Source organism: Christensenella massiliensis, assembly GCF_040409835.1.
Lineage (GTDB): Bacteria > Bacillota > Clostridia > Christensenellales > Christensenellaceae > Christensenella > Christensenella massiliensis.
This window is the reverse complement of the sequence record NZ_CP117826.1, coordinates 394,483-406,308: the sequence shown is the minus strand read 5'-3', so window position 1 is coordinate 406,308 and position 11,826 is coordinate 394,483. Positions and strand designations below refer to the sequence as shown.

At 47.1% G+C, this 11,826-nt stretch carries 14 protein-coding genes and 7 tRNA genes; all 21 read left to right on the top strand.

The genetic code is table 11. The annotated features are described in order from the left end of the window. Positions 1-3: 3 nt before the first annotated feature. Positions 4-1,056: an aminopeptidase P family protein gene (locus tag PUP29_RS02020; protein ID WP_079547491.1), complete on the top strand. Its 1,053-nt coding sequence runs from the start codon at positions 4-6 to the stop codon at positions 1,054-1,056. 18 nt (positions 1,057-1,074) lie between these two features. Next, a complete protein-coding gene (gene efp, locus PUP29_RS02015) occupies positions 1,075-1,632 on the top strand; it encodes an elongation factor P (RefSeq protein WP_066518755.1) in 558 nt (185 codons plus the stop codon). A gap of 87 nt (positions 1,633-1,719) precedes the next feature. After that, complete coding sequence (locus PUP29_RS02010; protein WP_079547492.1) at positions 1,720-2,172, top strand: Asp23/Gls24 family envelope stress response protein; 453 nt, start codon at positions 1,720-1,722, stop codon at positions 2,170-2,172. Positions 2,173-2,320: 148 nt separating this feature from the next. After that, positions 2,321-2,875: an alkaline shock response membrane anchor protein AmaP gene (gene amaP, locus PUP29_RS02005; protein ID WP_079547493.1), complete on the top strand. Its 555-nt coding sequence runs from the start codon at positions 2,321-2,323 to the stop codon at positions 2,873-2,875. Between the two features lie 18 nt (positions 2,876-2,893). Continuing rightward, positions 2,894-3,115 carry a DUF2273 domain-containing protein gene (locus PUP29_RS02000; RefSeq protein WP_079547494.1) on the top strand — a complete coding sequence of 74 codons (222 nt, stop codon included), beginning with the start codon at positions 2,894-2,896 and terminating at the stop codon, positions 3,113-3,115. A 28-nt stretch (positions 3,116-3,143) separates the two neighbouring features. Continuing rightward, positions 3,144-3,560: a transcription antitermination factor NusB gene (gene nusB / locus PUP29_RS01995; protein ID WP_079547495.1), complete on the top strand. Its 417-nt coding sequence runs from the start codon at positions 3,144-3,146 to the stop codon at positions 3,558-3,560. Continuing rightward, positions 3,557-4,468 carry a hypothetical protein gene (locus PUP29_RS01990; protein ID WP_079547496.1) on the top strand — a complete coding sequence of 304 codons (912 nt, stop codon included), beginning with the start codon at positions 3,557-3,559 and terminating at the stop codon, positions 4,466-4,468. The genes nusB and PUP29_RS01990 overlap by 4 nt, the downstream gene beginning before the upstream one ends. A 5-nt stretch (positions 4,469-4,473) precedes the next feature. After that, complete coding sequence (gene folD / locus PUP29_RS01985) at positions 4,474-5,322, top strand: bifunctional methylenetetrahydrofolate dehydrogenase/methenyltetrahydrofolate cyclohydrolase FolD (RefSeq protein ID WP_079547497.1); 849 nt, start codon at positions 4,474-4,476, stop codon at positions 5,320-5,322. Further along, the gene (xseA, locus tag PUP29_RS01980) at positions 5,315-6,520 is read left to right on the top strand and encodes an exodeoxyribonuclease VII large subunit (RefSeq protein WP_353423724.1); all 1,206 of its coding nucleotides are present in this window, start codon (positions 5,315-5,317) and stop codon (positions 6,518-6,520) included. The genes folD and xseA overlap by 8 nt, the downstream gene beginning before the upstream one ends. Further along, positions 6,513-6,707 carry an exodeoxyribonuclease VII small subunit gene (xseB, locus tag PUP29_RS01975; RefSeq protein ID WP_079547499.1) on the top strand — a complete coding sequence of 65 codons (195 nt, stop codon included), beginning with the start codon at positions 6,513-6,515 and terminating at the stop codon, positions 6,705-6,707. The genes xseA and xseB overlap by 8 nt, the downstream gene beginning before the upstream one ends. Positions 6,708-6,711: 4 nt before the next feature. After that, positions 6,712-7,593 carry a polyprenyl synthetase family protein gene (locus tag PUP29_RS01970; protein ID WP_353423723.1) on the top strand — a complete coding sequence of 294 codons (882 nt, stop codon included), beginning with the start codon at positions 6,712-6,714 and terminating at the stop codon, positions 7,591-7,593. Positions 7,594-7,604: 11 nt separating this feature from the next. Further along, positions 7,605-8,270: a (d)CMP kinase gene (gene cmk / locus PUP29_RS01965; RefSeq protein WP_079547501.1), complete on the top strand. Its 666-nt coding sequence runs from the start codon at positions 7,605-7,607 to the stop codon at positions 8,268-8,270. 8 nt (positions 8,271-8,278) lie between these two features. Next, positions 8,279-8,875, top strand: coding sequence for a lysophospholipid acyltransferase family protein (locus tag PUP29_RS01960; RefSeq protein WP_079547502.1), 597 nt, complete (start codon positions 8,279-8,281; stop codon positions 8,873-8,875). Next, positions 8,863-10,965, top strand: a complete 2,103-nt coding sequence (locus PUP29_RS01955) for a bifunctional 4-hydroxy-3-methylbut-2-enyl diphosphate reductase/30S ribosomal protein S1 (protein ID WP_079547503.1) — start codon at positions 8,863-8,865, stop codon at positions 10,963-10,965. The genes PUP29_RS01960 and PUP29_RS01955 overlap by 13 nt, the downstream gene beginning before the upstream one ends. 171 nt (positions 10,966-11,136) lie before the next feature. Then, a tRNA-Pro gene (locus tag PUP29_RS01950) sits at positions 11,137-11,213 on the top strand. Between the two features lie 27 nt (positions 11,214-11,240). After that, positions 11,241-11,315 (top strand) — tRNA-Glu (locus tag PUP29_RS01945). Between the two features lie 37 nt (positions 11,316-11,352). After that, positions 11,353-11,429: transfer RNA gene (locus tag PUP29_RS01940), tRNA-Ile, on the top strand. 63 nt (positions 11,430-11,492) lie between these two features. Continuing rightward, positions 11,493-11,569: transfer RNA gene (locus PUP29_RS01935), tRNA-Asp, on the top strand. 4 nt (positions 11,570-11,573) lie between these two features. Continuing rightward, positions 11,574-11,649, top strand: a tRNA-Phe gene (locus PUP29_RS01930). 9 nt (positions 11,650-11,658) lie between these two features. Continuing rightward, a tRNA-Thr gene (locus tag PUP29_RS01925) sits at positions 11,659-11,734 on the top strand. A 5-nt stretch (positions 11,735-11,739) separates the two neighbouring features. Further along, a tRNA-Tyr gene (locus PUP29_RS01920) sits at positions 11,740-11,824 on the top strand. Positions 11,825-11,826: the final 2 nt, after the last annotated feature.

The following is an 11,826-nucleotide window of genomic DNA, read 5'->3' as shown; positions in this document are numbered from 1 at the left end:
CGGATGGAAAATGTAATTGAAAAAATCAGAAAAACAGGAAAAGCGGATGCATATTTGCTTTCCTCTATACAAAATGTAGCCTATGCGACAAATTTTTCAGGGGATTGCTCCCAATTATTGATCACTGGAACGGGCGCATATTTTTTTACTGACTTCCGCTATGTGGAGCAGGCGCGGAGTGAAGTAAAGGATGCTGAGATCATTATGACTGCGGCAGGAGACCGTCTCGAAAAAATCAACGAATATCTCCGAGGGGAAGCGATCCGCATGATCGGGATCGAAAAAAATGACGTTACGGTCAAGGTATTCGAGGGATACCGCGGAACGTTCGAGCCTTATTATTCTTATATTGATATCGCAGAAGAGCTCCTATTGCTCCGGATGATAAAAACAGACGATGAGCTCGCCAATATCCGAAAAGCCGCGCAGGCAAATGAAATTGCGCTGCACGGGCTTCTTCCTTTGATCAAGCCCGGAATCAGCGAACTGGATATCCGCGCTGAGCTTGAATACCGTATGCAGAAACAGGGAATGGATCTTGCTTTCCCTACGATTGTTGCCGCAGGGCCGAATTCTGCATGCCCGCACGCGACGCCCTCCGCCTATAAGCTGCGGCCGGGAGATTTTCTGACCATAGATTTCGGCTGCCGGTATCAAGGATATTGTTCGGATATGACCCGCACTTTCGGCATCGGAAATATTGACGGGAAGAGAAAAAAAATATATGATATAGTTAAATATGCACAGGCAAGCGCCGCTGCGGCTGCTGTGCCGGGTGCAAATACGCACGATGTAGACGCTGTTGCGCGCGATATCATTGCAAAAGCTGGTTATGGGGAATATTACGACCATGGTACGGGTCATGGAGTCGGGCGTTTCATCCATGAGCTTCCGGTTTTGAATCCCCGCACCTCCTCTATCCTCGAGGAAAAGATGGTGTATACTGTTGAGCCGGGGATCTACGTTCCGGAAATCGGCGGGGTGCGGATAGAAGATATGCATATCGGCGGATACGGCAGCGTTTATGAATTTACGAAGGATTTAATTTTGTTATAAAACAGGAGGTATGGTTGTATGGTTTCAGCCGGAGAATTCAGAAAAGGGATGACAGTAGAAATAGACGGACAGGTGTGGGTCATCGTCGACTTCCAGCACGTAAAGCCGGGAAAGGGCGCTGCGTTTGTACGTACTAAAATCAAAAATGTCGTGACCGGGAATGTTTTGGAGCGTACATTCAATCCGACGGAAAAATTCCCGAAAGCGCATATTGACCGTAAGGAGATGCAGTATCTTTATTCAGACGGTGAGCTTTATTATTTCATGGATACGGAGACTTATGAGCAGCTGCCGCTCAATCATGACAAGGTGGAGGATGCGCTTCCTTATATCACAGAAAATATGAATGTGACCATCAAATTTTTTAAAGGGGAAGCGTTTTCTGTCGAACCGCCGAATTTTGTCGAATTGACCATTACGGAAACGGAGCCCGGGTTTAAAGGGGATACGGCAACGGCAGGAAATAAGCCGGCAATCATGGAGACCGGTGCAAAAATCATGGTTCCTTTGTTCATTGATACAGGAGATAAGATCCGCATCGATACCAGAACCGGCGAATATATGGAACGCGTATAAAAAGATTCATAGACAAATAATGGTTTTCCACCGGACGATGTGGGTATAAATGGTTTATATTAAAAATGAATCGGAGGCGGTTTAATTATGGCAGATACAAATTTAAGTACACAGGATACGACTGCGGTCAAAAAGGAAAGCAATGGAACGGTAACGTTCGCAAATGAAGTAATTGCGACGATCGCAGGTTTGGCAGCTGTAGATATCCCGGGCGTTGCCGGAATGAGCGGTGGATTTGTGGACGGTTTTACTGAACTTCTCGGCCGCAAGAATCTCTCTAAGGGAATCAAGGTTGAGGTCGGAACGGAGGAAGTGGCTGTCGATATTGCTATCGTGGTGGAATATGGTACGCCTGTGCCGGAAATCGCCCGTAATATCCAGATGGCGGTCATGAAAGCGATCGAAACTATGACCGGTCTTAAGGTTGTGGAAGTGAATCTGAACGTACAGGGAATCAAATTCAAGGAACAGACAGCGCCTGTTCGCAAGGAGAAAGAACCGAAAGAGGAGAAACCGGAGAAAGCACCCAGAGTCAAATAGCAAAGCAGAAAAGCTTACCGGGCCATACGTGGTAAGGCAGAGCTTTGCTTGCTTTATAGCAATGCTGCAAATTTTGTATACCCGGCCATTTCAGGCCGGGTATATTCAGTAAATCTTTGTTCGGCAGAATCTTTGGGAGGAAAAATATATGAAAATGAAGGTGGGAACCCGTGTTGTCCTAACGATTTATTTGATCGCTGTCATCATACTGTGCGGCTTTATACTGGCAACGCTTGGCGGGCTGATTCCGGGCAGCAATTTGTCGGATTTTACAGATACGGTTCTGAACGGTCCATTGGGATACAAAATTCTTTACGCCGTAATTGCGGTCGTTGTCATCATCATAAGTTTTATGCTGATGTTCTTTGGGGTGGGAAAGGCCCCGGCGCCGAAAACGGCAAAGGTCGCTTCTTTTGAAAGCGGGAATATCCTGATTACCGTAAAAGCGATCGAAGAATTGGTAGAGCGTTATGTTCACGAAAACAAAAATGTGAAAGGACTCAAAACAACGGTCGTTTCACATGAAGATTCGCTGGATATCGCGATCGATATTTGTGTTCTTCCAGATGTCGATATCCCGGCTGTCACCAAGGAGCTGCAGTCTGGGTTGGCATCTTATATCCAACAGCATACGGGCATTACTGTGAACGAAACAAAGATTATGGTAACGGGCCTCAAGGAAAATGCCGGACGGGCTTCCTGATTAGCGGAGGCGCGCGGAATGAAAGAAAAATTTTTTGAATGGTACAGCGAGAACAGCGGACTGTTTTGGGGAATCGTGATCGGTCTTCTCGTTGCGATCCTATTCCTGACGATTGGCTTTTGGGCGACTCTTTTGATTGCATTATGCGTAGGAGTCGGTGCGTTTTTGGGGGCGCGTCCTGATATTCGGTTAATGATCCGGGAATGGTTTATGGGACTCTTCACAAAGAGAAATCATTAATTATGAATTATGGGGGTATTGTTTTGGCATGAGCAGGACGAGTGCACGCGAAACTGCAATGAAACTTCTATATGAATATGGCGTCACTGGAACGCTCAGCAAGGATTCGCTCGAAAATGCTCCGGACGTTTTTGATACGGATTCTCTGGATGAGAATAATATGCGGTATATCGATCATATCGTAACGGGCTTTCCGGAAAAATGCGGAGAGATCGACGCAATTATTTCCACACATTCCAAGTCATGGAAATTGGAGCGGATCGCAAAAGTCGATTTGGCTATTTTGCGTCTTGCGCTTTACGAAATACTTTTTATGGCGGATATACCCGCCAAGGTAACAATCAACGAAGCGGTCGAACTTGCGAAAAAATATTCTGCTGAAAAATCTTATCAATTTGTCAATGGGCTTCTCGGCGGTTATCTTCGAAGCGGAGGAGACAAGTGACTGCATATCTTGGGATCGATACAAGCTGTTATACGACGTCTCTTGCAATTGCGAATCAAGAGGGAGAAATTCTGCGTCAATTAAAAATACCGCTTGAGGTTGCACAGGGCAAAAAAGGCCTTCAGCAATCTCAGGCTGTATTTCTTCATATCAAAAATTTCAGCCGTATGTTTCGAGAGTATCGTCTGCACGATTATGGAAAATTAGGCGGCATCTGCGTAAGTGAAAGGCCGCGTCCGCAGTGCGGCTCTTATATGCCTGTCTTTACCGTCGGGACCATGCTCGGCGATGCTTTTTCCAGCCTGTCTTCTGCGCCGGTCACTTATGCTACTCATCAGGAAGGACATCTGTCCGCTGCTCTGATCGGCAATCCGATGCCGGAAAAATTTTTAGCAGCACATGTGTCCGGCGGAACAACAGAGATCCTTTCTGTTCAGAAATCCGAGGCTTCCTTTCTGATTGATAAAATCGGCGGAACAAAGGATATTGCGGCAGGTCAGTTGATCGACCGGCTGGGCCAAAAGCTGGCGTTTCCGTTTCCAAGCGGGAAAAGCATCGAGCAGGCCGCCGCAAATGGAGAAGATCTTAAATTAAAAGTCAGTGTCTCTGGTACTGAAATCAATTTATCCGGGCTTGAGGCGCAGCTTTTCAGGATATTCGATAAAAGCCGTGCAGCCGATCTTTGCTCTTCTGTTTTGCTTGGGATCGCACGCACGCTGGAGCTTGCTTTGGAAAGCGCCATATCGGCGACAGGAATAAGGGATGTTCTTTTATTTGGCGGTGTAATATGTAACGGTCTTATCCGTTCCTATCTTTCTGATCGATTGGAGCGTGTCCGATTCGCAAAAATAGAATTTTCTTCCGACAATGCGGCTGGTCTCGCCGTTTTGGCGGCTCAAAGGAGGTAAACAAAATGAGCGCACAAATTTTAAGCGGAAAAGAGCTTTCCGCAGAAATCAGGGAGCAATTAAAAGAAAGAGTTTCTTTTCTGAAAAAAGAAAAAGGGATCACGCCCGGCCTTGCTGTCATTCAGGTGGGGAATGATGGCGGATCTACAGTTTATGTGAACAACAAAGAGAAGGCCTGTGCTGAAGTCGGTATTTATTCCGAGGTCAACCGTCTCCCGGAGGAGACTACACAGGATGAGTTGCTCGCAATGGTAGAGCGGTATAACAATGAGCCTAAGATCCACGGCTTGCTCGTGCAGCTTCCTTTACCGCCGCATATCGATGAAACGGAAATATTAAAGGCTATCAAGCCGCAAAAAGATGTAGACGGATTCCATGTCCAAAATGCGGGCAGTTTATTTACAGGACTTCCGGGGCTGGTTGCATGCACGCCGAAAGGTATTATCAAGCTCATCAAGAAATCAGGGATCGATATCAGCGGTAAAAACGCGGTCGTGATCGGGCGCAGCAATATCGTCGGGAAACCAGTGGCGATCTTACTTTTGAACGAAAATGCTACGGTGACGATTTGTCATTCCAAAACGAAAGATCTTCCTAAGATATGCGCGCAGGCAGATATTTTGGTCGCGGCAATCGGCAGACCTGAATTTGTGACCGGAGAATTTATTAAGCCGGGAGCTGTTGTGATCGATGTCGGCACTTCTCGTATAGACGGCAAACTAAAGGGTGACGTCAAATTCGATGAAGCAAGTGAAATAGCAGGATATATCACTCCTGTTCCGGGCGGCGTAGGTCCGATGACGATCACAATGCTGATGGAAAACACGATCGATGCCGGAGAAATGTATGGATGACCTTGTTCTTTCCGTTTATGAACTGAACAGTTATGTTTCCGATAAGCTGTCCAGCGATCCTTTTCTGGAGGAAATATGGGTACGCGGAGAAGTGACCGATGTCAATCTGCGGCACAATACTTTGTTTTTTGTGCTAAAAGATGACGCGGCCTCCGTTAGCTGCATGTTGTTTGACTGCGCGGAGGCGATCGAGTGTGCCGATGCCATCGTGGAAGGACAGACCATACTGGTCCGCGGAGAGATATCTCTTTACCGGAAAAATGGAAATTACCGTATTATCGTAAAGGAAGTTCAGCAGATTGGATTAGGGGAATTATATGCCCGTTTTGAGCGGATCCGGGCCCGGCTAGATAAGCTTGGTGTCTTTGATGAGGCACGAAAGCGGAAATTACCGCCTTATCCTCGGAAAATTGCTGTCGTTACATCGGCGCAGGGTGCAGCCATTCAAGATATCAGGAATATCGCGCAGCGCAGAAATCCTCAGGTAAAGCTGGTTCTGTATCCAGTTAAAGTACAAGGACCGGATGCGCCTGCGGATATTGTGCGAGGAATTGAGTATTTTAATGAAAACAGCGACGCGGATATTTTGATCGTCGGAAGAGGCGGCGGAAGCGCGGAAGATTTGGCCGCCTTTAACGAGGAGGCTGTTGTTATGAGTGTGTACCGTTCGCGGATCCCGGTCGTCAGTGCAGTCGGTCATGAAACTGATTTCACACTGTGCGATATGGCGGCAGATCTGCGGGCACCCACACCTTCCGCAGCAGCCGAGCTATGCATTCCGGCGCGCGACGATATTTATTCCCACATACTTTCTCTGCGGGAGGGAATCACACAAAGGCTTTTTCAGATATTATACGAGAAAAAGACGGTTTTTGAGCAGTATCGCCAGTTTTTGCGCAGAGACCTTCTTATGTTTCGTATTTCACACGCCCGGTCTCTGGCCGATTCTAACCGTGAATTCTTAAAAAACGCTGTCTTTCAGCTTTATAAAAACCGTAAAATGCAGTATAATGGTTATAAAGGAGCGATTGAAAATCTTAGCCCTATCAGCGCATTTGAGCGCGGATATTCTGTTGCCATGTATCGCGGAACAGAATTGCGCAGCATAAACAGCGTAGGGGAGGGAGACGAGATCGAGATCATTTTAAAAGATGGTTCGATCAAAACGCGTGTCATAAGGAGCATAAGCAATGCCTGAAAAAGACCTTGAAGCTTATCTGGATGAATTAAAAAAAATATCGGAACAAATCTCCGATGAAAATATCAAGCTGGCGGATGCCGTTTCTCTATATAAGAAAGGAATGGCCGCTGCGGATAAAGCTTCCGGAATATTAGAAAAATTCGAACAAGAACTTGAAATTGTCCAAGATGAAAGCGAGGAATAAAAATATGCCGGAGATCCTGAACAAATATACGGAGATCATCAATACACGTCTGAAGGAATTGCTGGATTTGAAGCAGGTGCATCCTGTCATTAAGGATGCGATGAATTACAGCGTTATGGCAGGAGGAAAGCGCCTCAGACCGACGCTCAATATCATGGCGAATGCCCTTCTTTCCGGGAATGTACGGGAAACGCTTGATATTGCATGCGCCATTGAGATAATACACACCTATTCTCTGGTCCATGATGATCTTCCTGCGATGGACAACGACGACCTGCGGCGCGGAAAACCGACGAGCCATGTTATGTTCGGAGAAGCTTTTGCCGTGCTGTGCGGAGATGCCCTCCTCAATTTTGCGTATGAGGTCATGATGAAAAACGCGCTTCGTCATGCTTCCAATATGGATTCCCACCTAAAGGCCATGCTTGAAGTTGCTACCGGCGCTGGTGTGTACGGCATGATTACCGGTCAGTGCGGAGATATCGAAAATGAGGGGCAAATTTTAACAGAAGCAGAACTCAAACAGGTGCACGAGCATAAAACCGGCGCTATGATAAAGTCATCGCTTCTTTCCGGTCTGCTGTTATGCGACCCGCGACAGGAGTATATCGATGCCCTCACCGTTTATGGCAATAATATCGGGCTGACATTCCAGATCATTGACGATGTACTCGATATCGTCGGAGACAGTAAAAAGATGGGGAAAACGCTCGGTAAGGATAAGACCTCCAAAAAGTTTACTTTTCCCACTTTATACGGAATAGAGAAATCTATGAAGATCGCGGAAGAGAAAACGGAGGAAGCTGTAAATGCTCTCACAATTTTCGGAACACGCGGAAAAGAGCTTACAGATCTTGCTTATTTTATCTTGAAACGGGAAAGATAACGAGTGCGGATATGAAAATAGCGATAGATGGCCCGGCCGGCGCCGGAAAGAGCACCGTTGCTAAGGCTGTGGCCCAAAAACTAAACTTGAATTATCTCGACACGGGCGCAATGTACCGTGCCGCAGCCTATGCGATGTTAAAACGGGGGATCGAGCCGTCCGACCGTACGGCTGTCCTTTCGGCGCTTCCTTCTCTCTCAATGGAAATCGTTTATGATGCGGGCAGCCAAAAGGTGATCGCAGACGGGGAGGATGTGACTCCGTTTATCCGTACAGCACGCATTTCAAAGGGCGCAAGCGATATTGCCGTCATTCCCGAGGTGCGCTTGAAGCTTGTGGACCTGCAGCGCAATGCCGCACAGCACTATGATATCGTTATGGACGGAAGGGATATCGGCACCTATGTTCTCCCTGATGCAGATATCAAATTTTTCATCACCGCCTCTCCGCGTGAACGCGCACGAAGGCGGTTTCTCGAGTTAAAAGAAACTGTTCCGGAAGCAGATATCGATGAAATCGAGCGGGATATCATCGCACGTGACAAGACGGATTCTACGCGTGAATTTGCACCGCTTCGTCAGGCGGAAGATGCTATTCTTGTCGATACGACAGATATGAACAGAGAACAAGTGATCGATTTTGTTTCTGGGCTGATTGCCGAAAAAAAGCGGAGATAGGAATTATCATGGTATATTTTCTTGCGCGTGTGTTTGCTTATATTGTTCTGATGCCTATTTTTTTTGTACGGGTCCTCCACAAAGAAAATCTGCGCATACACGGAGGATGCGTCGTTATTTGCAATCATATCTCTAATTGGGATCCCATTGTCCTTGGTCATAGTGTGAAGACACAGCCTGTCTGCTATATGGCGAAAGAAGAATTGTTTCGCAACAAAGTGGCAAATTGGTTTTTGAGGCATCTTCACGCGATTCCCGTAGCCCGTGGTAAAAGCGACCTAAAAGCGGTAAAAACGGGGCTGTCTGCACTGAAAAGCGGAAAAATATTGGGAATATTCCCGGAGGGTCATCGAAGTGAAACGGGTGAGCTGCTTCCGTTCGAGCCGGGTGCTGCGTTGATGGCGCTGAGGGCCGGTGTTCCCGTAGTTCCTGTATATATCAGCGGTAATTATAAGCTGTTTCACCAAATAAAGCTCTATACGCATCCTGCTATTGATTTGAAAGAGATCGTCGGCGATAAGACGAACAGCGCCGCGATCGAGCAGGCAACAGAATATCTGCAGGCCGTGATGGCCGAATTAAAGGAAAGCGCATGTCAAAAATAATCGTAGCTCAAAATGCAGGCTTCTGCTTCGGTGTCGCACGGGCAGTGGATACCGTAAATGAAACGATCGGAAAATATGAACACATCTATACCTATGGGGAACTGATCCACAACAAAGATGTCATTGCCGATTTGGAAAAAAAGGGCGTGCTGGTAACAGAAGATATAGATTCCATACCGCAGACGGAACGCACGGTCGTTGTGATTCGCTCTCATGGCGTCTCCAAAGCGGTATATGAAAAGATAAAGCAATGCGGCTTTGAGGTGTTAGACCTTACGTGCCCGTTTGTTGCACGGATCCATAGCCGTGTGATAGAGGCGGGAGATATGCCCGTTATCATTATAGGCGCTGAAAATCATCCTGAAGTGATCGGGATCAAAGGCTGGGCGCAGGGAAAGGTATATATTGTGGGGAGCGCCGCAGAAGCCGAAAAGGTTCCGTTCCTCGAAGCTGCGCTTGTTGTCGCACAGACGACGATCACTCACAGGCTGTGGGATGAGGTGGTTTCTGCGCTAAAGACGCGCATTCGCCAACTCGATTTGTTCAATTCTATCTGTGATACCACGCAAAAGCGGCAGAAAGAGGCAGTGGAGCTGGCCCGCGCTTCCGATATCGTGCTTGTAGTAGGAGGAAGACATTCCTCCAATACGGAAAAATTATATCAGCTTTGCAGAAGGCATTGCGAAAAAACCTATTACATAGACAATATCGCACAACTTCCACTTGAAAAAGTGACGAATCATGTTATAATAAGTATTGTCGCCGGTGCATCGACACCGGATTGGTTAATTAGGGAGGTAAAGACACTTATGAGCGATGTCGAAAAAGTAGTGGATACGACTGAAAATATGGAGGAACAGGAAGTAGTATCCACCGAGCAAGAACAATCACAAGCAAACGAGGATTTCATGGCTGAAATTGAAAAATCGTTTGTATATATTAAGAGAGGGCAGATCGTGACCGGAACGGTTGTTCAGATTTCCGACAGTGAAATATGTGTCAATATTGGCTATAAATCTGACGGTATCATCAAAAAAGAGAACCTTACCGCCGCCGGAGACGAAAATCCGATGGACCTGTTCAAGGTAGGCGATGAGATCGAGGCGGAAGTCGTCACTCTCAATGATGGGGAGGGAAATGTTGTCCTTTCCAGAAAATCTATTGAATCCAAATTGAAATGGAAAGAACTGGTAGAATCGCTGGACGAAAATGCAGTTTATACTGTAAAAGTCGATAAAGTTGTCAAGGGCGGTGTTCTTGCAAAGCTGGACGGCTACGATGCGTTTATCCCGGCTTCACAGCTTTCTCTTCGTTATGTTGAGGATTTAAGTGAATTTGTTGGACAGGAGCTTGAGGTCAATATCATCGAAGCTGATAAGCGTCAGAGACGTTTTGTTTTATCGCACAAAAATATTCTGAAAGCACAGGCGGAGGAGCAGGAGAAGAAGCTTTATGAAACCTTTAAGAAAGGTGACAAGGTCACCGGAAAGGTGAAACGTCTGACGGATTTCGGCGCTTTTGTCGATATCGGCGGAATCGATGGGCTTCTTCATATCACTGACATCTCGTGGGTCAAGATCAAGCATCCGTCGGATGTCTTGAATGTAGGCGATGAAATCGAGGTTTTGATTTTAAATGTCGATCCTGAGAAAAAACGGATTTCTCTTGGTCTCAAGCAGCTTTCACCGAAGCCATGGGATCTCGTTCCTGAAAAATATATCGTAGGAGATACCGTCGAAGGAACCGTTGTTCGTATCATGCCATTCGGTGCATTTGTATCGCTTGAGCCTACCATTGATGGCTTGGTGCACATTTCTCAAGTAACGAACAGGCGTCTTGAGAAAGTTGAGGAAGAGTTGCGTATAGGCGATAAAGTGACTGCTAAAATCATGGAGGTGAATCCCGCCAAAAAGCGTATCAGCCTGAGTATTCGTGCGCTGATGGATGAGCCTGAAAAGCCTGCGAAGAAAGACGACGATTCCAAAGATCGGGAAGAGAAGTTCCATTATGAAATTCCTCCGGTCGAGGAAGCAACTTCTTCTCTGGCGGATTTCTTCCCGAAAATGGACGGCAACGAAGATAACGAATAATTTGTGATAAGCTTAATATGCTGCAAAAAGACCGCAAAATGCGGTCTTTTTGCGTGTCTCTTCCTTTAAAGATTTTCTTATTATAAAATCTCAAAAAAAGCGAGAAAAAGTATTGACTTTTAAGCCGAATTAAAGTATATTATAAAGCGTCGCAAATAACGGAGTATGCTTCGGGGTGTAGCGCAGTTTGGTAGCGCACGTGCTTTGGGAGCATGGGGCCGGGGGTTCGAGTCCCTCCACCCCGACCAACAAGCTCTTCCCCGAATTTGCACAATGGCCCCATGGTCAAGCGGTCAAGACATCGCCCTTTCACGGCGGTAACCCGGGTTCGATTCCCGGTGGGGTCACCATTAGCTTTTGAGCAGGGTTTACTCTTAATTTGCTTGCGGGCCCTTAGCTCAGTTGGTCAGAGCGGTCGGCTCATAACCGATTGGTCCGGGGTTCGAGTCCCTGAGGGCCCACCAATAGAGCAAAAGCCCATCTGGCTTGGAGAGTGAACACGCATGGCAGGACCCGCTGCCAAAGTTGGCCTGGTAGTTCAGTTGGTTAGAACGCTAGCCTGTCACGCTAGAGGTCGAGAGTTCGAGTCTCTTCCAGGTCGCCAACATGCCTCTGTAGCTCAGTCGGTAGAGCAGGGGACTGAAAATCCCCGTGTCGGTGGTTCGATTCCGCCCGGAGGCACCATTTACACCAGCTGGTGTAGCTCAATTGGCAGAGCAGCTGATTTGTAATCAGCAGGTTGCGGGTTCAAGTCCCATCACCAGCTCCAAATGTGGAGAGATTCCCGAGTGGCTAAAGGGAGCAGACTGTAAATCTGCCGGCGACGCCTTCGATGGTTCGAATCCATCTCTCTCCACCAAT

What these genes read in the sequence shown, in the direction of transcription:
- PUP29_RS02020 (WP_079547491.1), top strand. Translation starts at nt 4, where the DNA reads ATGGAAAATGTAATTGAAAAAATCAGAAAAACAGGAAAAGCGGATGCA.
- efp (WP_066518755.1), top strand. Translation starts at nt 1,075, where the DNA reads ATGGTTTCAGCCGGAGAATTCAGAAAAGGGATGACAGTAGAAATAGAC.
- PUP29_RS02010 (WP_079547492.1), top strand. Translation starts at nt 1,720, where the DNA reads ATGGCAGATACAAATTTAAGTACACAGGATACGACTGCGGTCAAAAAG.
- amaP (WP_079547493.1), top strand. Translation starts at nt 2,321, where the DNA reads ATGAAAATGAAGGTGGGAACCCGTGTTGTCCTAACGATTTATTTGATC.
- PUP29_RS02000 (WP_079547494.1), top strand. Translation starts at nt 2,894, where the DNA reads ATGAAAGAAAAATTTTTTGAATGGTACAGCGAGAACAGCGGACTGTTT.
- nusB (WP_079547495.1), top strand. Translation starts at nt 3,144, where the DNA reads ATGAGCAGGACGAGTGCACGCGAAACTGCAATGAAACTTCTATATGAA.
- folD (WP_079547497.1), top strand. Translation starts at nt 4,474, where the DNA reads ATGAGCGCACAAATTTTAAGCGGAAAAGAGCTTTCCGCAGAAATCAGG.
- xseA (WP_353423724.1), top strand. Translation starts at nt 5,315, where the DNA reads ATGGATGACCTTGTTCTTTCCGTTTATGAACTGAACAGTTATGTTTCC.
- xseB (WP_079547499.1), top strand. Translation starts at nt 6,513, where the DNA reads ATGCCTGAAAAAGACCTTGAAGCTTATCTGGATGAATTAAAAAAAATA.
- PUP29_RS01970 (WP_353423723.1), top strand. Translation starts at nt 6,712, where the DNA reads ATGCCGGAGATCCTGAACAAATATACGGAGATCATCAATACACGTCTG.
- cmk (WP_079547501.1), top strand. Translation starts at nt 7,605, where the DNA reads ATGAAAATAGCGATAGATGGCCCGGCCGGCGCCGGAAAGAGCACCGTT.
- PUP29_RS01960 (WP_079547502.1), top strand. Translation starts at nt 8,279, where the DNA reads ATGGTATATTTTCTTGCGCGTGTGTTTGCTTATATTGTTCTGATGCCT.
- PUP29_RS01955 (WP_079547503.1), top strand. Translation starts at nt 8,863, where the DNA reads ATGTCAAAAATAATCGTAGCTCAAAATGCAGGCTTCTGCTTCGGTGTC.